Raw genomic sequence first — 21,426 nt, 5'->3', positions numbered from 1 at the left:
CCCCCAATTTTTTGGTTATTTTTAATGGTTTAAAATACGGCTAAGAAATAATTTAGCTCTTTCTTCTCGTGGATTAGAAAAGAAAGCTTCAGGTTCTTGCTCTTCTACAATTTGACCCTCATCCATAAAAATAACACGGTTCGCTACTTCCCTGGCAAACCCCATCTCATGTGTTACTACTACCATTGTCATTCCATCATTCGCGAGCGATTTCATAACATCAAGGACTTCTCCGATCATTTCCGGATCCAAAGCAGAAGTTGGCTCATCGAACAACATGATATTCGGTTTCATTGCCAATCCTCTTGCAATTGCTACACGCTGCTGCTGGCCACCTGATAACTGTGATGGGTAAACGTCTGCCTTTTCAGGGATACCAACCTTTTTCAGGTAATACCTAGCCGTTTCTTCTGCTTCACTTTTTGAAATACCTGATACTTTCATTGGTGCAAGAGTAATGTTTTGAAGCACCGTTTTATGCGGATAGAGGTTGAAATGCTGAAACACCATACCGATATCTTTGCGCACCTTATTTATGTCTGCGCTTTTATCGTTTACTTTTATGTCATTAACAGTTAATTCTCCATCAGTGATGGTTTCGAGTCTGTTAATACATCGAAGCATCGTGCTTTTTCCCGATCCAGAAGGACCAACTACTACAACGACTTCTCCCTGTTTTACTTCGAGATTAATGTTTTTCAGTACATGAAAATTGCCAAAATGTTTGTTCACTTGACGAAACGAGATCAACAAGATACCCCCCTCTTATACTTATTTTCTCAGTTTTCCCGAAAATGGAGACTATACTTAAATAGTGTGAGTGGAAAAACTTTTATACTATTCCCTTTAAACTTATCATATTAAACCGAATTTTTGAATTTTTTAAAAAAATTATATGTTTTATTTTAATTCTTAATCTTTCAGCTACCGATTTGCAGTGATTAAAACGAGGTATTGCATAAGAACACAAAAAAACCGAATAAGAGACTTTTACCAGTCCGTTATTCGGGTGACAGTGAAGCTAATCAGATAGAAAAAACTTTCATCAATTAAGTTCCTGAATATAGGATCCTTCGCTCAAATTAGAATCTAATCTCACACAATAGCCTTAAAAATAGTTAAGATTATTCCTATTAAAAACCCGCAGATCGCTCCATTCACTCTAATCCATTGCAAATCCTTGCCTATGTTATTTTCCATTATATTGATAAGCGTTTCGTTATCCAGTTTCTCAAGGTTTTCTTTTACAAGCATACCTATTTTCGAATGGTTTTTTTCAATCAAATAGGAAATTTGCTTTTGTACCCAACTTTCAATGTTGTCTATTTTTTCAGGATCATTTTTAATTTTCTCAATGAGGTCTTTAAATAATGGAAGTACATACTGCTCTATAAATTCTTCTTCTTTGGTTAACAGGATCAATTTTTGTTGCAGCTGACCCAAAATGTTTGTAATTTGATCAGCTGGAGTCCAATTATTTATGAGGTCATCTCTCCATTTATTTATATCAGCAACGAGTTTTTCTCTATCTTGCACATTTTCTAATTCTTTTCGAATCCGGTTAAGGATCAAATGTCTATATGGATTATCAGACTCTTGTAAGAGAATGATTCTCTTAAGAAAAAATGGTTGAAGCATATTCCCTAGCTTTTCTGCGTTAATCAAATTGCTAAAAGATTGAACAGCCATCTTTAAAAAGCCATCTGCCTCAGTATTGTCCAGCAACTGTTTAGCCATAATACCGATATTTACTTTCGTCTCTTCCTTTGCCATCCATTTTTCAGTCTCAGCAAGAAAATAATCCAATGCTTTTTCTTCCAAATTTCTTTTAAGAGCTTGATTGATCAGGGATTGAAGAAAACCAGCAACATCTATAGAAAGAGTACGGGTCTTTAGCTCTTTTTCTATAAACGGAGCTATGTTTTCTGCATTTACATGACTGATAGCCTGATGAAGTATGGATCTAATCCCTTTATTAAAAGAAACTGAATACAATTCTTTCTCTGCAAGTTGTATTAATTTCTCTGTAATTTTAATTTGTTTCAGTTTCCCCTGAATACTTTCTTTCGTCAGCCAATCATTTTCAAGCATGGATATAATAGCCCTTAGCATTCTATCTCGGTTTTTTGGAAGTAATGCAGTGTGTGGAATCGGAATACCAAGAGGATGTCGAAAAAGAGCTGTAACAGCAAACCAGTCTGCCAGTCCACCTACAAGGCCTGCTTCAAATCCTCCTTGTAATAATCGCCCAATGAAAAAGTCTTGGAAAGGAATACTTAGTAAAAATCCAGCACCCATAACTCCTAATGAAATTTTCGCGTAATATTTTGATTTTTTTTCTATTTTCTCCATCATAACTTCCTTTGGCAAAATGTTTTCCTTCTTCTTATAGTATAAAAATTCAATACGATTTAGTTGTTATCCTTTTCAAAATGACTTTTAAAAATGCAGCACTATAGAAAACAACAAAAAAAATCTTTTAATAATCATCCCTAAAAAAGTTAATCTAAATCTGACCCCCACAGTAAAGAGGACTTTTTTTAATATCGGATAGATTGAAAATAATTCCTCAATACAACGTTAAAAAAAGGAAAAGGGTTTACTCGACTTTAGTTCTTTATATTCTAACGCCATTCGGGTTAACAATACCTTTTGATGGAATTCATTTTATCACAGCTTCTATATATTGTTTTGGTTAAGAAAAATGAAGAGTGTTAATGCCGAATCTTTTCGATTGTGGCTCTGTATTTCTTGTGGTCAAGACTGTTTGATGAATTAACTCGACTCTAAATTACTATTCATAAAACAAAAAAACCACCAATATATGTATTGGTGGAGACGGTGGGAGTCGAACCCACGTCCAAAGATATTGGCACTTAAGCTTCTACGAGTGTAGTCGGTTTATTCGCGATTCGCGAATCCATCTGCCAGCCGACAGGCGTCCAGATCGCTAGCCTGATTATTCTCTTCCATCGTCCTCAGGCGGAGGACAACCGGCGTAGCCCACTAAGAGTGAGTCCCTTACCCTACCACATGGGCGATGGAGGGAGGAACAGCTAAAGTGCTATTACGCAGCTAAAGCTAAGTTGTTGTTTGTTTTGCCAGTTATTGGCTTTGGCGTTTTAACGAGGCCGACCCCCTCGACTCGCAACTTAAGCTCAAACTACCCCTGTCGAATCCGTAACGTCCCCATTATAAAATGGTGTGCAGAAACTTAATTCTGCCGCTACCGGAGAGAGATAAAAGCTTATTTGCTCTTATTCACTTGTGTACTCAGTATAACATTATTAATGCATCATCTCAATTGTAAGTTCCTGTAAGGAGAGCCAATTTAGACTTTTTGACGATCGCGGAATGCGCGCTCGATTTCTCGCTTTGCATCCTTCTTCTTAAGATCATCTCGCTTGTCATAATGCTTCTTACCTTTAGCCAAACCAATTAAAAGCTTAGCAAAGCCATTTTTAAGATACATTTTCAAAGGAACAATGGAATACCCTTGTTCTTTTGTTGCACCTAAAAGCTTATTTATTTCCTTGCGATGCAAAAGCAGCTTTCGTGTACGAAGCGGATCGTGGTTGTAACGATTTCCTTGTTCGTACGTACTGATATGCATGTTGTGCAGAAACAACTCGCCGTTTTGCACGCGGGCAAATGAATCTTTAAGGTTTGCCCGTCCTGCGCGAATGGATTTTATCTCCGTGCCCTGAAGGACAATTCCAGCTTCAAATGTTTCTTCGACGTGGTAATCGTGCCGCGCTTTTTTATTTTGTGCGACTACTTTCCCTTCTCCTTTTGGCATGTAAACTCAATCCTCCCCACAGCAAGTGAACTTTAATTATAGCAATTTGGTCAAATAACGTCAAGGTTCACCATGATAGATGAACCTTGATCATCACCCTATTATTTCTTCTTTTTCTTGCCTTTCTTTTTAGCCACAGGCTTGTAAAACGGCTTTTTCTTGCCCTTTTTAGAATCCTGAGGGCCGCTGGAACGATCAGACTCACTATTACGGCTCTTGCTGCGTCTTCCTCGTCCTCGTTTCGGTGTGTCACCAATATCGATTACTTGCTGGCGGTCTTTATGACGCTTGCGCGGTGTTCCTTTCATACCGACGATCTCAAAATCAATCGCGCGTTCATCAACGTTTACGTTCACAACCCGAATTGAAATTTCGTCACCGATTCGGAACACGTTACCTGTACGCTCTCCGATCATGGCCATAAACTTCTCATCAAAACGATAATAATCGTCTGTTAAGTAGCTGACATGCACAAGACCTTCGATTGTATTCGGCAGTTCGATAAAAAGGCCGAAGTTAGTAACGGAACTGATTACACCATCAAACTCTTCCCCAACTTTATCAAGCATAAACTGGGCTTTTTTAAGTTCATCCGTTTCACGCTCTGCATCAACCGCACGGCGTTCCATGGCTGAAGAGTGTTTCGCGATTCCTGGCAGCTCTGCTTTCCAATGGCTTACCGTTTTTGGACCGGTATCTTTTTCAAACAGGTATGTTCGGATCAATCTGTGAACAATTAAATCCGGATAACGTCGGATCGGCGAAGTGAAATGGGTATAGAATTCAGTTGCTAAGCCATAGTGGCCAAGTGACATATGATCATATTTCGCCTGTTTCATGGATCGAAGCATGATCTTGCTGATCACCATCTCTTCTGGTTCGCCTCTAACGGTTTCCAGAAGCTGCTGAAGACTGCGTGGATGAATATCGCCTGCAGTACCTTTTAAGGCGTAACCGAACATCCCGATGAATTCCAAGAAACGTTCCAGCTTGCCTTCGTCTGGATCTTCATGGATACGATACATGAACGGAAGCTCCAGCTCGTGGAAATGCTGAGCAACGGTTTCGTTGGCACAAAGCATAAATTCCTCAATCAGCTTTTCAGCAACTGAACGTTCACGCAGTACGACATCTTGTGGATCGCTATTTTCATCTACGAGAACTTTTGCTTCTGAAAAATCAAAGTCAATCGCACCGCGGGCAAAACGTTTTTTACGCAAAACTTCTGCCAGCTCGCCCATTAGGTTAAAGAATGGAATTAAAGGTTCATAGCGCTTAGAAACTTCTTCATCTTCATCCTGCAAAATTTTCCGGACATCCGTATAAGTCATTCGTTCTGTTGTTTTAATGACACTCGGGAAGATATCGTGTTTGATAACTTCACCGTCATGATTGATTTCCATCTCACAAGAGATTGTCAAACGGTCAACTTTCGGGTTCAATGAACAGATTCCATTTGATAGACGATGCGGAATCATCGGGATAACCCGGTCAACTAAGTACACACTGGTACCGCGTTCACGTGCTTCTTTATCAATTGCTGACTCCTCCGTTACATAGTGAGTAACGTCAGCAATATGAACGCCAAGCTTATAATGACCGTTCGGCAGTTTTATAACATGAACGGCGTCATCCAAGTCCTTTGCGTCAGCTCCATCAATCGTTACGATCGTTTCATTTCGAAGATCGCGGCGTCCTTCAATGTCTTTCGGATCGATTTCGTCTGGCGTATTGTGCGCTTGTTCTAATGCTTCTTCAGGGAACTCCCTTGGCAGTCCGTGCTTAAAAATAACAGAGATGATGTCCACACCCGGATCGTTTTTATGTCCGATAATATGGATGATCTCACCTTCAGCACTGTTTCGCCCTTCTGGGTACTTCGTTATTTTCACCACGACTTTATGTCCTTCAACAGCACCATTCACGCCCTCTGCAGGGATGAAAATATCGTTAGGAATTCTTTTATCGTCAGCAACAACAAAACCGAACCTGCGGCTTTCCTGGAATGTACCGACTACTTCAGTTACGCCGCGCTCTAAAATGCGGATAATCGTTCCTTCTGGACGTGATCCCGAAGATGTGTTGTTTAACCGGACTAGAACGGTATCACCGCTCATCGCGCCATTCATATCTGATTGTGAGATATACACATCTTTCTGTTCGCTGTCTTCAGGGATCAAGAACGCAAAGCCTTTTGCATGGCCTTGTACTCGCCCTTTGATCAGGCTCATCTTTTCTGGAAGACCATAACGGTTTGTTCGTGTTCTTACTACGGAACCTTCATCTTCTAGTTGATTTAATGATAAAACCAGTTCTTTGAAAGCATCAGCATCCGGCAGTTGAAGAGCTTCTTCAATCTCGGTTACTGTCATCGGCTTTTCCGATTCTTTCATGAGCTGGAGTATTTGCAGTTTATCCAAAAACTGACCTCCTTTTTAAGGAAAAGGTTCTATTCAGACCATTCCAGGTCTTCTAAGAATGCATATACGTCTTCATGCAATTGTTCTTTTTCCTTGTCTAATGTAATGACGTGTGTTGAATTTTCGTACCATTTTAAATCTTTCTTTTCACTTTCAACTTCGTTATAAATAATATTTGCAGAATCTGTGTTAATCATTTCATCATGTCTAGCCTGCACCACAAACGTAGGTGCGTATACAAGGTCTACTGAATTTCTTACGCTTTGCAGGAGCTCTTGGAGCGCTTTTAGCGTATTCATCGGCGTTTTCTTAAACTCTTCCATTTCTTGTTCAATTTGTTCAGGAGATTTTTGTTCACGCTTTTTATATTCTTTGGCATACTCACAAACCCCTTTATACATCACTTCCTCACTTTTGATGTACATGGGTGCGCACATTGGGACAACGGCTTTTACAGGCTGTTCAGTTGCGAGTTTTAATGAAAATACGCCTCCAAGAGAAAGTCCGACAACCGCAATTTCGTCATATCCTTTTTCTTTTAAGTGGTTGTACCCGCCGATTACATCTTCCCACCAGTCATCTGGTTCTGTATGGACGAGTTCTTCAGGTGGAACCGCGTGTCCTTTATATTGTGGTGCGTGGCACGTGTAGCCTTTCTTTTGAAGGAATCTCCCCATCATTCTAACGTCCGCTGAACTGCCGGTAAATCCGTGCAGCATGAGGACTGCCCGCTTTCCTCCTTCAAAGAAAAACGGTTTTGGTGCTGTAATTTTCATGCTGTTTCTCTCCTATTCACTCATTAAAAATTGATAAACTTCATCGATCAGCTGATCTTTTTCAACATCATGGCAAATCATGTGCTTCGATTCTTTAAAGTAGCAAATTCGTTTATTGGATGCTGCAATCGTCCCATATAAAAACTCCGCACTTTTTCTTGGTACAAGTCCGTCACACTCTCCTTGTACAATCAACGTTGGTGCTGAGATCTGTGATAATTCTGGTTTAAGCAGCTTTACTAGCTTTCGAAATTCCCTTGTTGCACTTAAAGGGGTATCAAGCAGCTTTTTCCTGTATCTTTTATAGAGTTCATGGTCTTTTAACTGACCATTAAATCCTGAGATCATCATATTCGCTATATCTTTAATCATCTGTCCGGGGTTTAAATAATAAGCACTTGCATTCAACAAGATTAACTTATCGCAGCCATATTTGGATGCCAGATACCCTGCGATCATTCCACCCATTGAAAACCCGACGATGTAGATTTTATCGGCTTTTTTTTCAAGTTCAAGATATGCGTTTTCTGCTTCTTGCAGCCATTCTTTGTGTGTTCTTCCCTTTAATGAAAGCTCAGTCCCATGCCCTGGGTAAGTCGGAACAGAAAGTATCCAATCTGTATTTTTCTGAAGATACTCTGTGATGGGCTCGATTTCATAGGGTCCTCCGGTAAAGCCATGCAAACAAAGACAACCGATCATGCTACCACCTTTTTGACTTTAGATTACCCTTTTATGTACGTATCAAATCATATCACAACCAATATAAGAAATGATGAGCAACGGTTTTTGCGCAGTAAAAAAACAACAAGCGATGTTTCGCCTGCTGCTCCTAAAGTACTGATTAATTTGTAGGTAAGAAATACGCTACTGAAATTGTCAAAATGAAGAATAATACTGCAAGAATCACTGTGAGTTTACTAAGCAATGCATCAATACCGCGTGCTTTTTGCTTACCAAAAAGCTGCTCAGCTCCACCTGTAATCGCTCCTGATAATCCGGCCGAACGACCTGACTGAAGAACAACGACAACAATTAAAGATAATGATACTAAAATAAGAAGGATTTTTGCTGCTGTTAGCATGAATGTTACACCTCCACCGTTCCACGTTACATTACTATAAATGTATCATAGTGGAAGGGACGAGGCAAAGTTTTTTTCTGAACCTTCTTTAATTTGTTCCAAAGTAATTGATATCAAATTCCTTATGAAAGATATAAAGCCGGACAGCTTTTATTACGTTAAGCCTTTTATTTAGAAGTCCCACGATTTGGACTGTAACTCCAGGCTGAACTGCTTCATCTGGCGCAATATCAAGTGTCTTATCTCCGTCAAGGAGCTCTGTTTTGGAATCTAGCTGTACTCTCATCATCGTTTTTTTATGATGAATCGTAAACATACTTCCTTTTGCTTCTTTCACTTTTCCAACAAAGCTGATTGGATTCAATTTCTCTTGTTTGATTTCTGCACCATCCGAAGATTCTTGTTTAAGTGGCTGCATCATAAACATCCCCTCTTCGCATTATGGGGACATCCCCCATATTCATTTTACTGATCTTTTGATTGTTTTATGTCTGTTTCTGATGGTGTGTCCTTCTGTGAGGAATAGTAGTTGTCGTTGAATATGGATTTTTTTAAAACAACATCTTCATAGCTTTCTGATTTTAAACGGGCTTTTTCACCATTCGTAATCTGCAGGTCATACGTTCTGAAAATCAAAATAATAAATAAAAGAATGATAAATCCAAAATATAGCTGAAAACGAAATGCCCTGTCTCTTCGATGCTGTATAGTTTCCTCTACCCTCATTTTCACTTCACCACACCTATTTGGAAGAAACATCGATATTTAAGGAGTTTTTTCCTTTTACTTAATTTACTCTCTTTTCATCAACTCTAAAATGGCTTTTACATGATTCTTCTCTCATACGAAGATGATAAGTTTCTGAAAATTAAACAGATGTTTAAATAATTGAAAAGGACAAAAAAACCTGCATGACATTAAGTCTAGTGCAGGTTTCTAAGTGGTCGGAACTTATTTAATTTGCAGCATATACCCGTAACGCGGAACGGTAACAATGGAGTCACCATATGGTCCGAGCTTCTTTCGCAAACGATAGACTAGAGCATTAATCTCATCGTTTCCTACATCAGGCAGCGTATTTGATCCTGCTACCATTCTTTCAGGCCAGATTTGAATCTTAATTTCGTCGCTGCTCACAGCCTGGTTCTTTTTCCTGTAGAGAAAAATGAGCAGATCCGTATGTTTACCCGATAAAAATAAGGGTTCACCGTCGATCGAGATTTGGCGGCGTTCAGGAATGATGTGCAGCCCGTTCGTGATTTTCTTTTCAGGCGATTCGATTGGTGATGTGAACTCCATCGTTAAGTCTGTTTCTGCTGTTTCGGTATTCAAGTAGGTTAGCAGAACAACACCTTTTGCCAGACTGATTACATCACCTGATTGCAGCTGTTTTGGGACATTTGGATCCAGCTTTACTTTATTAAGCTCAGTCCCGTGTTTGGAATCCAAGTCACGAATAAAAGGCTGACCGTCTTGCATAAAGATTTCAGCGTGATTGCGTGAAACATATGGACTTAGTAATGAAATATCTGTTTCATTTGTATGTGATGATCTCCCAAAGGTTAACACTTCCCCTTCGGACTTAAGCGGAATCAAGCTCCCCGTTTCGTAAGGATCTCCCGCTTCTATTCGTATGTATAAGCTTTGTTTCATATTAATTCCCCCGTACAAAAACAATAACTTGTTACTAGCATTTTATATGATAATGGCTCAAATTAGAAGAAATAACGATACGGATGAATGAAAGTATCATTTATTCCGGCAAGGCAACAATAACAATGGTGTCGCAATGATACCGCAGAACCTAGGAACTCAAGATGTCGGAGGGATATTGCAATGAATATTCGTGAAGGTTTCATTCCTGCAACTTTAGGAACAGCAGTTACCGCTACTGGATATGCGCTAAAACAGTCGCGCGGAACGAACAAGATGGTTGCCAATACGATCTTTGGTTTTGGTCTTGCTCACGTCGTACTAGGTGTAATTGACCTTGTTGAACATCGCCGTTAGGTTCTAAATTCTTATAATGTAGGGTGCACCGAAAGTTTTTGCTTTTGGGGCACCTTCTTTATTTAGATGTAAGTCATTTCTTCGAATTTATACATTTAATAATTATTTTCAAAATTTTTAGATTGTACCGTATAGGACAACCCTGCTTTTACAAATCTTAAAGGTAACAAGATTGGAGGGATCAAAAATGACTGTTTTTGAAACGATGTCACTAATGATTAGTTTCTCAATGCTCATTGTTACCATCCTTCATTCTAACGGCCGCTCTCGATAAACAGCAGGGTTTATTGTTTGTTAAACAGACTTGTGCCAGTTTCGCAGTTTTAAATGAAGACAGCCCCCGGATGCGGCTCTGAGGCGCCTATCCGGGGGCTGTCTTTGTCAGAAAGACAAAATGGCGGTTTGTCTTTGTTTGGGGTCAGACCCCTACTTTTGTACTACTTACTTCTTGAGGTTGTAGAATGCGTTCATTCCTGGGTATACAGCAAGGTTGCCTAGCTCGTCTTCGATGCGAAGAAGCTGGTTGTATTTCGCAACACGGTCTGTACGTGAAGGAGCACCAGTCTTGATCTGACCCGCGTTTGTCGCAACTGCGATGTCAGCGATTGTGCTGTCTTCAGATTCACCTGAACGGTGAGAGATTACAGCAGTGTATCCTGCCCGCTTAGCCATTTCGATCGCGTCAAATGTTTCAGTCAGCGTACCGATTTGGTTAACTTTGATAAGGATTGAGTTACCGATTCCTTTTTCGATACCTTCAGAAAGCTTTGTTGTGTTTGTAACGAACAAGTCGTCACCCACTAGCTGAACGCGGTCACCGATGCGCTCTGTTAATAATTTAAAGCCTTCCCAGTCGTTTTCATCAAGTCCGTCTTCGATTGAAACGATCGGATACTTGTTAACAAGCTCTTCGTAGAATGCAACCATCTCTTCAGATGATTTAACAACACCTTCACCAGAAAGGTGGTATTTGCCGTCTTCTTTCTTGAACAATTCAGAAGCAGCAACGTCCATTGCAAGACGTACTTCTTCACCTGGCTTGTAGCCAGCTTTTTCGATCGCTTCCATGATTGTTTGAAGAGCTTCTTCATTTGAACCAAGGTTAGGAGCGAATCCGCCTTCGTCACCTACAGCTGTGTTTAAGCCTTTTTCTTTAAGAACGGCTTTTAAGCTGTGGAAGATTTCAGTTCCCATGCGAAGTGCTTCTGGGAAGCTTTCAGCACCAACAGGCATAACCATGAATTCTTGAATATCAACGTTATTGTCAGCGTGCTCTCCACCGTTAAGGATGTTCATCATTGGTACTGGAAGAGTCTTAGAGTTGAATCCTCCTAGGTACATGTAAAGAGGTACGTTTAAGAAATCAGCAGCAGCGTGGGCAACAGCCATGGAAACTCCAAGGATTGCGTTAGCACCCAGCTTGCCTTTGTTTTCAGTACCATCAAGCTCGATCAATGTTTGGTCGATTCCAACTTGGTCTAATACATCGAAGCCGATTAGCTCAGGAGCGATGTTTTCGTTTACGTTGTTTACTGCGTTCATAACACCTTTTCCAAGGTAACGCTCTTTATCGCCATCACGAAGCTCAACTGCTTCATATTCACCAGTAGAAGCACCAGATGGAACGATTGCGCGTCCGAAAGCACCTGATTCAGTGTAAACTTCTACTTCAACTGTTGGATTACCACGAGAGTCGAGGACTTCGCGAGCATAAATTTCAATAATCGTTGACATAAAATTCTCTCCTTTTAATAAAAAGTTTAATGTAAAGGTTCATTTCAAAAAGGTTCTTGCTTTGAAGCATGAGTACGCTTCTAAGAAAAGTTGATTGGAGCGCAAGGTGCGTGCCAACCACCTGAGTAACCTTCTCGTAAGGCATGCGACGAGGAAGCTCTCTTCGATAGAATTACTTGTAGACGCAGGAGCATTATGCTTCTTTGACTCCGTATCTTTAACTATCTTCGATCGGGTTCACCGCACGCTCCGTGGAAAGCGAGTACCTGGAGCGGAAATCAACTTCTTCCACAACTAGTGCAGACGTCACTTTGCAGCGTTATACACCATTAAGATGCCCTATTTAATTAACGTTTTACCTGTCATTTCTTTCGGCTGATTGCCGCCTAAAAGAGCTAGAACCGTTGGTGCAAGGTCGGCCAAGATTCCGTCCTGGCGAAGTTCTGCTCCCTCTTGGGTAACAATTACCGGTACAGGATTTGTTGTGTGAGCTGTCATCGGGTTCCCTTCCATCGTAATAACCTCATCGGCGTTACCATGGTCAGCTGTAATGATCGCTGCTCCACCTTTTGCAATAATCGCATCAACTACTTTTCCTAAACATTCATCAACTGTTTCAACCGCTTTAATCGTAGGTTCAAGCATTCCAGAGTGCCCTACCATATCAGGGTTGGCAAAGTTTAAGATGATTGCGTCATGTTTATCCGCTTCGATCTCTCCTAAAAGCGCATCCGTAACTTCATAAGCACTCATTTCAGGCTTTAAGTCGTATGTTGCTACTTTTGGGGAGTCGATCAAGATGCGGGTTTCACCAGGAAACTCAGCTTCACGTCCTCCGCTGAAGAAGAACGTTACATGCGGATATTTTTCAGTTTCGGCAATACGAAGCTGTTTGAAGTTTTGCTGTGATAAAACCTCTCCTAGCGTATTGTCCAAGTTGGTCGGCTTAAATGCCACATCGCCATCTACTGTTTCACTAAAATGTGTTAAGCATACAAAGTGAAGGTTTTTAGGGAACGCTTCACCGCGGTCGAAACCACGGAAGTCTTCATTCGTAAACACTTGCGAGATTTGAATGGCACGGTCAGGACGGAAGTTACAGAAGATGACTGCATCTCCATCTTGAATAGTCGCTACTGGCTCGCCATTTTCTTTTTTCAAAACAGACGGCAAGACGAACTCGTCATGAATTCCGTTCCTGTAAGAGTCTTCTACGACCTCGAACGGATCTGTGTAATCAGGGCCTTCACCATAAACCATCGCGCGGTACGATTTTTCTACACGATCCCAGCGCTTGTCACGGTCCATTGAATAATAGCGGCCTGATAATGTTGCAATCTCACCAATACCAAGTTCATTTATCTTATCGACTGTTGTTTGAATATAGCTCTTTGCAGATTGAGGCGGTACATCACGCCCGTCCAAGAATCCGTGCAGATATACCTTTTCTACGTTCTGCTTTTTAGCAAGATCAAGCAGTGACAAGATATGTTCGATGTGGCTGTGGATGCCTCCATCAGACAGCAAACCGAAGATATGAAGAGCTTTGCCAGTTTGCTTCACATGGTTCATGGCTTCGATAAAAGTTTGATTTTCGTAAAAATCGCCTTCTTTAATCGATAAATTCACGCGAGTCAAACTTTGATACACGATACGTCCTGCACCAATGTTTAAGTGACCCACTTCTGAATTTCCCATTTGACCATCAGGAAGACCAACAGCTTCCCCACTTGCAGTTAGTTGTGCATGAGGATACGTTTTCCAGTAGCGGTCAAAGTTGGGCTTTTTCGCTTGTGCAACAGCATTACCTTTGTCTTCATTACGGCAAGCAAAGCCGTCTAAGATGATTAAAGCTACCGGTTTTTTACTCATCGGCTAACGCCCTCCAAAAGCTGAAGGTAAGATTTTGGATCAAGGCTGGCACCGCCAACTAATGCACCATCGATGTCAGACATGCTCATTAATTCTTTGATGTTGTCAGGCTTTACACTGCCGCCGTATTGAATACGAACTGCATCTGCGACATCTTGTGAGAATTGTTCTGCAACAACACTGCGGATGTAAGCACAAACTTCATTTGCATCTTCAGAAGATGCTGTCTTCCCTGTTCCGATTGCCCAAACTGGCTCATAAGCGATAACCGTTTGTTTCATCTGCTCATCTGAAAGACCTTGAAGTCCTTTTTCCGTTTGTTCTTTAACAACATCTTTTGTTTTGTCAGCTTCACGCTGGTCTAATGTTTCGCCCACACAAACGATCGGAGTTAATCCGTGTTTGAATGCAGCTTGTGTTTTTTGGTTAACCAGTTCGTCTGTTTCGCCAAAAAGTTCACGGCGTTCAGAATGTCCAAGAATAACATATTGAACGTTTAGATCCTTTAGCATAACAGGGCTGATCTCACCTGTGAAAGCACCGCTCTCCTCGAAGTGCATGTTTTGAGCACCGATTGCAAGAGGTGTACCCTCTGCTTCGTCTGCTAAACAGTCAAGGAAAAGAGCAGGAGCACAGATTACAGAATCAACAGTTTCAGCTGAAGGCACAAGACCTTTCACTTCTTCTACGAAACTGCGTGCTTCAGTTAACGTTTTATTCATTTTCCAGTTACCTGCAATAATAGGTTTACGCATTCAAATTCACCTCTTTAAATTGTCACTTTTTTCTAAAAGGTTGTTGCAGTCGGTCAATCTTGTAAACTCATCATAGAAAAGTTGATTGGAGCGCAAGGTGCGAGACTCCTGCGGGACGAGTGGGACAGGTGAGACTCCTAACGGCGCAAAACGCCAGGAGGCTCACCGCCCGCCCCGCGGAAAGCGAAGCAACCTGGAGCGGAAATCAACCACCCACAAAAGCAACAAAGCTTAAGAAAAAAGCCTTTTTCTAAACATGCAAATGTCTTATCGGTCGTTAAGTGCTTCGACGCCTGGAAGTGCCTTACCTTCCATGAACTCAAGAGAAGCTCCACCGCCTGTTGAGATGTGACTCATCTTATCAGCAAGACCGAACTTTTCAACAGCTGCAGCTGAGTCTCCGCCGCCGATAACACTGTATGTGTCAGTTGCTTCTGCAAGAGCGTTTGCTACTGAACGAGTACCGTTTGCGAATGCGTCAATTTCAAACACACCCATTGGTCCGTTCCATATTACAAGCTTCGATTCTTTAATAACCTTTACGTACTTTTCAATGGTTTTCGTTCCGATATCAAGACCTTCCCAGTCTGATGGGATGGAATCGATGTCTACATTTTTAGTGTTAGCATCATTTGAAAAATCATCAGCAACTAAAACATCTTCAGCAATCAGGAGGTTTACGCCTTTTTCTTTCGCTTTTTCCATGAAGCCTCGAGCTGTTTCAATTTTGTCTTCTTCTAAAAGAGATTTCCCTACGTCATGACCAAGAGCCTTAATGAATGTGTAGCCAAGGCCGCCGCCAATGATCAAGTTGTCTACTTTGTCTAAAAGATTGTCAATTACGTCAATCTTGTCCTTAACTTTCGCACCGCCAATAATCGCTGTGAAAGGACGGTCAGGATTTGATAGAGCTTTTCCAAGCACTTCAAGTTCTTTTTCCATTAACAAACCTGATACAGCAGGAAGATGTTTTGCGATTCCTTCTGTTGAAGCATGCGCACGGTGTGCTGCTCCGAAAGCATCGTTAACATAAACATCAGCCAAAGCTGCGAATTTTTCTGCTAGTTCAGGATCGTTCTTTTCCTCACCAGGGTAAAAACGAACATTTTCTAAGAGAATTACGCCGCCTTCTTCTAGGCTTGCTAATGCTTTTTCTACTTCTTCCCCGTATCCTTCATCCGTTTTCACAACTTCTTTTCCAAGAAGATCGCTTAAACGCTGTGCAACTGGATCTAAACGAAGCTCTTCCACAACTTGTCCTTTTGGACGTCCTAAGTGGCTTGCTAAAAGAACTTTTGCACCTTGCTCTGTTAAGTATTTGATGGTTGGAAGAGCTGCATTAATACGCGTTTCATCTGTAATCTTTCCATCTTTCATCGGCACGTTGAAATCAACGCGGCAAAAAACTACTTTGCCTTTTAAATCGATGTCGCGAACACTTTTTTTGTTCATAAGTAAATGAAACCTCCTGACAGTCAAAAAGATTAAAAGAATGACAACCATTGTATTTCACATGGGAAAGAGGAGTAGAAGCCCTGAAAAATGACTTCTCCCCCTCCTTATTGTTCTTCTTTATCTATTAAAGTCCTTTTTTAGCGATATAGTCAATTAAATCTACAACACGATTTGAGTATCCAGTTTCGTTATCGTACCAAGATACAACTTTAACCATGTTTCCTTCCATAACCATTGTAGAAAGAGCATCGATTGTAGAAGAATGTGTGTCGCCATTGTAGTCAGTTGATACAAGCGGCTCTTCAGAGTAGCCAAGGATTCCTTTTAGGTTGCCTTCAGCTTCTGCTTTAAGTGCAGCATTAACCTCGTCAACAGTTACTTCTTTGTCTAATTCAACAACTAAGTCAACTAGAGATACGTTTGGAGTTGGAACACGCATTGCCATACCGTTAAGCTTTCCTTTTAGTTCAGGAAGCACTAGAGATACCGCTTTTGCAGCACCAGTTGAAGTAGGAATGATGTTCTCAGCAGCCGCACGAGCACGACGAAGATCTTTATGTGGAAGATCTAGAATTTGCTGATCGTTTGTGTATGAGTGAACTGTTGTCATCATACCGCGCTTCACGCCAAACTTCTCGTGGAGAACTTTTGCGAATGGTGCAAGACAGTTTGTAGTACAAGATGCGTTAGAGATAACATCGTGGCTAGCAGCATCGTACTTATCTTCGTTAACACCAAGAACCACTGTGATATCCTCATCTGAAGCAGGAGCAGAAATGATTACTTTTTTAGCGCCAGCTTCTAAGTGTTTAGCAGCGTCAGCACGCTTTGTGAAGCGTCCAGTTGATTCAACAACTACTTCTACACCAAGATCTCCCCAGCCAAGTTGTGCTGGATCGCGTTCAGCTAAAACTTTGATTTCTTTGCCATCTACAATTAGTGCATTTTCCTTAACTTCTACAGAACCAGCGAACTTGCCATGAACAGTGTCATGCTTTAAAAGGAAAGCAAGAGTGTCTGCATCTGTTAAGTCGTTTACAGCCACAACTTCTACCTCAGGGTTGTTGAATGCTGCGCGGAATACATTACGGCCGATACGACCGAAACCGTTAATACCAATTTTTGTTGCCATGTAAAATGACCTCCTTGATTTAAGAGAGAATTTATTTTTTATATAAAGGGAAAACCCCTTAATAACGTAATGAAAATAGACTTACGGGCGACCCAATAGATTTCGGGCAGCTCCCTCGTCTGTTATGAGTACCTTTTTTGGACCATGTTTCATAAAAGCTGCAATCGCATCTGCTTTAGATGAACCGCCTGCTACTGCCATGATGAAATCACTGTTGTGAAGCTCATCAAGCTGCAGTCCTATCGTACGGACGCGATGAACGACTTCCCCTTGCTGGTTAAAGTAGTAGCCAAACGCTTCAGCGACGGCTTTTTCTTCATCCAGTTTTTCCAAAAGAGATAGGTTGGAATTCCTGCGTTCTGCCATTGTTTTAGCATCACCAATCCCGTGCAGCACTATACCAGCGGAGTGTATGAGCTCCATCACTTCTTTCACAAAAGGTTCAGCCATTAAAGAAAGATAGGTTTCTTTGCTGAGCTGATCCGGCAAATGAAGCAGCCTGTATTCGCCGTTGGCTTTTTGAGCCATTGTTGAGCAAATCGTGTTGGCTTGGTTTTCAACTTTCTCCCCAAGTCCGCCGCGGGCTGGAACAAACAGTAATTGTTGGCCTTTTTGGATCGGTGACATCATTTCCGCAACAGAGGCGAGAGTTGTACCGCCCGTTACTGCAATAATGTTTTTCGTTGACAGCTGAAGCTTAAGCCTGTCAGCAGCAGCTTTACCCATGTCGTTCTTGACCCAAAGATCTTGATCACTGTCACCTGGTACAACGATGACTTCAGACAGATTTAACATTTCCTTAAGATCTGATTCTAAAACATGCAAACCTGACAATTCTTTCATCATCTCAGAGAGTTCTACTAAAATATCATGCCCCTCTGAAGTTAATGACATGCCAGACGTCTGAATCGTTAGAAGCCCTTGATCTTTCAGAAAGGAAACCTCAGAACGCAAAACCCGTTCTGTCATGTTCAGGGTCGAAGCTAAGCTTCTTCTGCCAATGGGCTCATGAATTCTCACCACATTTAAAACGCTGTAACGTTTCCGCATCGTATCCAGAAGGTCTGGCAGCAATTTCTTTTGCACATCTAATAGATTCTTCATTGCACATTCTCCTGATTCAATGGGATTACGGTACGTTTTGTTTATGTTGGGTAAAAAAATGTCTAATTGGACACTTTTGGTCCCAGTTAGTCATTTTTTGTCCCATTAGCGTAAGAAAATAACTTGGTGTTAACCAAGTATGTTATTGCCAATTGTATAATTCCCTGATCGCATGAATTTCAAACGTGCCAGAAAATACTTTTTGTCATTAAAAAGTTAAATTTCCTTCTGGCACGTTTATATTATCAAATACTTTCACTAGATTTCAACAACTTTTACTTATTAAAAATTAGTAAGCGCTTTCTTTACTTTATCAATGGAGATGATACCGTAATCGATTTCTGCGCCATCCACTTCTATAACAGGAATCATCAATCCGTATTTTCCAAGAAGTACGTCGTTTTTATAAATGTCTACAGTTTCAATTGTGAACGGTATTTCTTTTTGCAGGTCTTGTAATAGTTTATGCGCCTTATCGCAGAGTGGACAATGTATTTTTGTATAAAAAACAACTTTTTTTCCGGCCATTATTAATTCTCCTTTTTAAACGATTGTTTAACTTAAATGATAGCAGAACCTATTAAAAAAGAATAAAGATCTCATCCGTTAAGAAAGTCTGTTTTCGTATTCATTGTTGCTCTTGATTGTGGTTGATCTCCGCTCCAGATTGCTCGCTTTCCACGGGGCGTGCGGTGAGCTTCCTCGTCGCATGCCTATCGAGAAGCTTCTCATGTGGTAGGCACGCACCTAACGCTCCAATCAACTAGAAAATGTACTAAAGCAATAATCTTTAGAATGAATCAAAGAAAAAGATCTCTTCCTGCTGGAAAAGATCTGATTTCATTTATTAAGAGTAGCGTTTTCTTTTTGAAGAGGATGGAATGTTTAATTCTTCCCTATACTTCGCAACTGTTCTTCGCGAGATGCTAAGCCCGCTGTTTTGTTCTAATAAAGCTGCAAGAACTTGATCAGATAATGGCTTTAGTTTGTTCTCGCTTTCTATCAGCTTTTTTATCTGTGTTTTTGCTGATGTTGCTGAAGCACTCCCGCCATCCTGTGTATATATTTTTGCTGAGAAAAATGACTTAAGCTCAACTGCCCCTTTGGAAGTCTGCAAAACTTTATTCTTCACCGCACGGCTAACAGTAGATTCATGCACGCCTATTTGATCAGCTACATCCTTTAACGTTAATGGTATGAGGTCCTTTTTCTCGAACGTATGAAAATATTTCTCTTGGACTCTAACGATCTCAGATGTAATTTTGAGAAGTGTTTCTTTTCTTTGTTCTAAAGCTTTTTTAAGCCAGTTGAACTTTTGATACGATTCATCTATAAATTTTGACTTTTTATGTTTATCTTGCAAAAGGGATGCATAGCTGTCATTCAGCTTCAAGACTGGTGAATATTGCTCGTTGATCGAAATATGAAGCTTCCCGCTTTCCACTGCCACTGCCACTGACACATCCGGATATAAATAAGACTGCTCATCTGGTGGCGAAAAAGCTGCTCCCGGCCGCGGATCTAATGTCTGCAGAAAATCTGCCGCTTCTTCAATCTGCTGCGGGGGGACATTAAGCAGTTCAGATAAGGTTTTGATTTTCCGTTCTGCTAGCAGTTCTAAATGCTGATCGACGATTATGTAGCTTAATGTGTGTTCGAGTTTTTGTTCAGAAAGCTGGATTAAAAGGCACTCTCTTAAACTGCGGGCACCGATTCCAGTTGGTTCTAGCTTCTGCAGCATAGAGATAAGTTCTTCACAATTCGCTATTGTTGCTGTAAATTGTGCTGCCGTTTCTTCAGCCGTTACAGTCAGATAGCCATTTTCATTCAGGCTTAATAAAAGATAATTAAATATTTTCCGGTCCTGTTCCTGAAGAGGAAGCAAGATTGATTGTTTATATAGATAGTCATACAGCGTTTCTTGTTCGATGATCAGATGGTCGTAACTCTGTTTATCAGCTGATTGACTGCTGACCCCATTTTTACGTCCGCTTTTTTTCAGTGTTGTAAACATGCCTTTTGGCTCTGTGATTTCGATTAACGGATTTTCTAACGCCTGCTCTTGCAGATAGGAAGTAAGTTCATAACTAGGAACTTGTAAAATGGCTATGGCCTGGCGTAGTTCAGTTGTCATGACGAGATTCATGCTCTGCTGTTGGTACAAACCCATTTCCATTTTGTATCCCTCCTCCTATTCATGATACTACAGATGTAAGCGCTATACATCCTACAAAATTTGGCGGTGATGTAATTGAAATGAGAATTGACTGGGGTCTGTCCCGGGACAGACCCCAGTCAATTCTCACACAATTCTAAGGGTACAAAAAAATGCCAGCACCGCCCGGGGGCAGTCTGGCATTCTAAACTTTACTATTAAAGTTTTGTTACGTTAGCAGCTTGTGGTCCACGCTCGCCATCAACGATTTCGAAAGATACTTCTTGTCCTTCTTCAAGAGACTTGAAGCCTTCTGATTGAATCGCAGAAAAGTGAACGAATACGTCGTTTCCGCCTTCAACTTCGATGAAGCCGAAACCTTTCTCAGCGTTAAACCATTTTACTTTACCATTTTGCATGGGTGTTTCCTCCTTACAAACGCTATGTAAGCGTTTTAACTCTTTTAACCGTATTACTATGTAAATAAAAAGGCATAAAAAAATACGTACTCATCTGAATAATCAGAAGCGGATTTAAGTGTTCCACTTCTTATTCAAAAAGTACGACCGCTTTAAATCCAAAAATATTCACACCGTAAATGGTTAAATAAAATATAACATGCCTAAATTCAATTGTCAAAACTAGGGATGATTTTTTTCATTTAATTTTGATTAGGCACAAGAATAGGCTATGATAGATAAGGGTTTTATATACACATTATTATTTACTTTCCACTTAGTTTTAGGAGGATACCATGAGCGAAGCATTTTCAGTACCTTATTTTAAAGAAAACTTTCAGCATTATATAGAAAGAAATAAAGATGTTTTTACAAAAACACACGCGATGAACGCCTATTACCGTTCTATTGTTGGGACACTTATTAATGACAACTTGAATAAAAACAGTGAGATCGTTCGCCGCATACGTAATTTGGAAACGGCTTATATCGAAATTAAAAATCAAAATTAAGCTTACTTATTAAAGAAAAAGGGTAATGTTTTCACATCCAGAGGTTTAAAATCCTACTCCTCGCGGGCATTATGATGATAGCCCATACATAAGGTTTAAGAAGGATATTATGCATATGTTGGCGAATTGAAAAGTTAAACAGCATATCGTTTGACCTTGT

22 protein-coding genes and 1 other RNA gene are annotated in these 21,426 nt (G+C 40.7%); 3 read left to right on the top strand and 20 right to left on the bottom strand.

The window, feature by feature from the left end; translation table 11 throughout:
- Window positions 1-21: 21 nt before the first annotated feature.
- From ACFW35_RS03580 to ACFW35_RS03530, 11 genes are all read right to left on the bottom strand, one after another.
- Window positions 22-750 carry an amino acid ABC transporter ATP-binding protein gene (locus ACFW35_RS03580; protein WP_379843835.1) on the bottom strand — a complete coding sequence of 243 codons (729 nt, stop codon included), beginning with the start codon at window positions 748-750 and terminating at the stop codon, window positions 22-24.
- A 345-nt stretch (window positions 751-1,095) separates the two neighbouring features.
- Window positions 1,096-2,352: a DUF445 domain-containing protein gene (locus ACFW35_RS03575; RefSeq protein ID WP_379847369.1), complete on the bottom strand. Its 1,257-nt coding sequence runs from the start codon at window positions 2,350-2,352 to the stop codon at window positions 1,096-1,098.
- A 478-nt stretch (window positions 2,353-2,830) separates the two neighbouring features.
- Window positions 2,831-3,191: a transfer-messenger RNA gene (gene ssrA, locus ACFW35_RS03570) on the bottom strand.
- Between the two features lie 140 nt (window positions 3,192-3,331).
- A complete protein-coding gene (smpB, locus tag ACFW35_RS03565) occupies window positions 3,332-3,799 on the bottom strand; it encodes an SsrA-binding protein SmpB (RefSeq protein ID WP_066292503.1) in 468 nt (155 codons plus the stop codon).
- A 101-nt stretch (window positions 3,800-3,900) separates the two neighbouring features.
- Window positions 3,901-6,219, bottom strand: a complete 2,319-nt coding sequence (gene rnr, locus ACFW35_RS03560) for a ribonuclease R (RefSeq protein ID WP_379843833.1) — start codon at window positions 6,217-6,219, stop codon at window positions 3,901-3,903.
- 29 nt (window positions 6,220-6,248) lie between these two features.
- The gene (locus ACFW35_RS03555; RefSeq protein WP_379843832.1) at window positions 6,249-6,995 is read right to left on the bottom strand and encodes an alpha/beta hydrolase; all 747 of its coding nucleotides are present in this window, start codon (window positions 6,993-6,995) and stop codon (window positions 6,249-6,251) included.
- Window positions 6,996-7,007: 12 nt separating this feature from the next.
- Window positions 7,008-7,697, bottom strand: coding sequence for an alpha/beta hydrolase (locus ACFW35_RS03550; RefSeq protein ID WP_379835717.1), 690 nt, complete (start codon window positions 7,695-7,697; stop codon window positions 7,008-7,010).
- A gap of 142 nt (window positions 7,698-7,839) precedes the next feature.
- On the bottom strand, window positions 7,840-8,079 hold the full coding sequence (gene secG, locus ACFW35_RS03545) for a preprotein translocase subunit SecG (protein ID WP_077359719.1): 240 nt from the start codon (window positions 8,077-8,079) through the stop codon (window positions 7,840-7,842).
- Window positions 8,080-8,167: 88 nt separating this feature from the next.
- Window positions 8,168-8,500, bottom strand: a complete 333-nt coding sequence (locus tag ACFW35_RS03540) for a hypothetical protein (RefSeq protein ID WP_379843830.1) — start codon at window positions 8,498-8,500, stop codon at window positions 8,168-8,170.
- Window positions 8,501-8,544: 44 nt separating this feature from the next.
- Window positions 8,545-8,805, bottom strand: a complete 261-nt coding sequence (locus ACFW35_RS03535) for a hypothetical protein (protein WP_379843828.1) — start codon at window positions 8,803-8,805, stop codon at window positions 8,545-8,547.
- 225 nt (window positions 8,806-9,030) lie between these two features.
- Window positions 9,031-9,732: an FHA domain-containing protein gene (locus ACFW35_RS03530; RefSeq protein ID WP_379843827.1), complete on the bottom strand. Its 702-nt coding sequence runs from the start codon at window positions 9,730-9,732 to the stop codon at window positions 9,031-9,033.
- 183 nt (window positions 9,733-9,915) lie between these two features.
- On the opposite strand from ACFW35_RS03530, the gene ACFW35_RS03525 reads away from it, so the two are divergent.
- Window positions 9,916-10,089, top strand: a complete 174-nt coding sequence (locus ACFW35_RS03525) for an asparagine synthase (RefSeq protein ID WP_077359727.1) — start codon at window positions 9,916-9,918, stop codon at window positions 10,087-10,089.
- 205 nt (window positions 10,090-10,294) lie between these two features.
- Window positions 10,295-10,363 (top strand): hypothetical protein, encoded by a 69-nt coding sequence (locus tag ACFW35_RS03520; RefSeq protein WP_379847368.1) that lies wholly within the window; start codon window positions 10,295-10,297, stop codon window positions 10,361-10,363.
- Window positions 10,364-10,530: 167 nt separating this feature from the next.
- Here the strand turns inward: ACFW35_RS03520 and eno are convergent, their stop codons facing one another.
- From eno to cspD, 9 genes are all read right to left on the bottom strand, one after another.
- On the bottom strand, window positions 10,531-11,823 hold the full coding sequence (eno, locus tag ACFW35_RS03515; RefSeq protein ID WP_379835729.1) for a phosphopyruvate hydratase: 1,293 nt from the start codon (window positions 11,821-11,823) through the stop codon (window positions 10,531-10,533).
- Between the two features lie 339 nt (window positions 11,824-12,162).
- Entirely contained in the window at window positions 12,163-13,695 is a 1,533-nt protein-coding gene (gene gpmI / locus ACFW35_RS03510; protein ID WP_379843825.1) for a 2,3-bisphosphoglycerate-independent phosphoglycerate mutase, read from the bottom strand.
- Complete coding sequence (tpiA, locus tag ACFW35_RS03505) at window positions 13,692-14,450, bottom strand: triose-phosphate isomerase (protein WP_379843824.1); 759 nt, start codon at window positions 14,448-14,450, stop codon at window positions 13,692-13,694. The genes gpmI and tpiA overlap by 4 nt, the downstream gene beginning before the upstream one ends.
- Window positions 14,451-14,717: 267 nt before the next feature.
- On the bottom strand, window positions 14,718-15,902 hold the full coding sequence (locus ACFW35_RS03500; RefSeq protein WP_379843822.1) for a phosphoglycerate kinase: 1,185 nt from the start codon (window positions 15,900-15,902) through the stop codon (window positions 14,718-14,720).
- 127 nt (window positions 15,903-16,029) lie between these two features.
- Window positions 16,030-17,037 (bottom strand): type I glyceraldehyde-3-phosphate dehydrogenase, encoded by a 1,008-nt coding sequence (gene gap, locus ACFW35_RS03495; RefSeq protein ID WP_066292564.1) that lies wholly within the window; start codon window positions 17,035-17,037, stop codon window positions 16,030-16,032.
- Window positions 17,038-17,118: 81 nt separating this feature from the next.
- On the bottom strand, window positions 17,119-18,141 hold the full coding sequence (locus tag ACFW35_RS03490) for a sugar-binding transcriptional regulator (RefSeq protein ID WP_379843820.1): 1,023 nt from the start codon (window positions 18,139-18,141) through the stop codon (window positions 17,119-17,121).
- A gap of 282 nt (window positions 18,142-18,423) precedes the next feature.
- Entirely contained in the window at window positions 18,424-18,669 is a 246-nt protein-coding gene (locus ACFW35_RS03485; RefSeq protein WP_379843819.1) for a glutaredoxin family protein, read from the bottom strand.
- A gap of 319 nt (window positions 18,670-18,988) precedes the next feature.
- Window positions 18,989-20,317, bottom strand: coding sequence for an RNA polymerase factor sigma-54 (gene rpoN / locus ACFW35_RS03480; RefSeq protein WP_379843817.1), 1,329 nt, complete (start codon window positions 20,315-20,317; stop codon window positions 18,989-18,991).
- Window positions 20,318-20,514: 197 nt separating this feature from the next.
- Window positions 20,515-20,715 (bottom strand): cold-shock protein CspD, encoded by a 201-nt coding sequence (cspD, locus tag ACFW35_RS03475; protein WP_066245685.1) that lies wholly within the window; start codon window positions 20,713-20,715, stop codon window positions 20,515-20,517.
- 335 nt (window positions 20,716-21,050) lie between these two features.
- On the opposite strand from cspD, the gene yvfG reads away from it, so the two are divergent.
- Window positions 21,051-21,266 carry a protein YvfG gene (yvfG, locus tag ACFW35_RS03470; RefSeq protein ID WP_379835743.1) on the top strand — a complete coding sequence of 72 codons (216 nt, stop codon included), beginning with the start codon at window positions 21,051-21,053 and terminating at the stop codon, window positions 21,264-21,266.
- Window positions 21,267-21,426 lie beyond the last annotated feature (160 nt).

The organism is Fictibacillus sp. NPDC058756 (genome assembly GCF_042746035.1).
Lineage (GTDB): Bacteria > Bacillota > Bacilli > Bacillales > Fictibacillaceae > Fictibacillus.
Note: the sequence above shows the minus strand (reverse complement) of the source record. Positions and strands in the feature narration are given on the sequence as shown.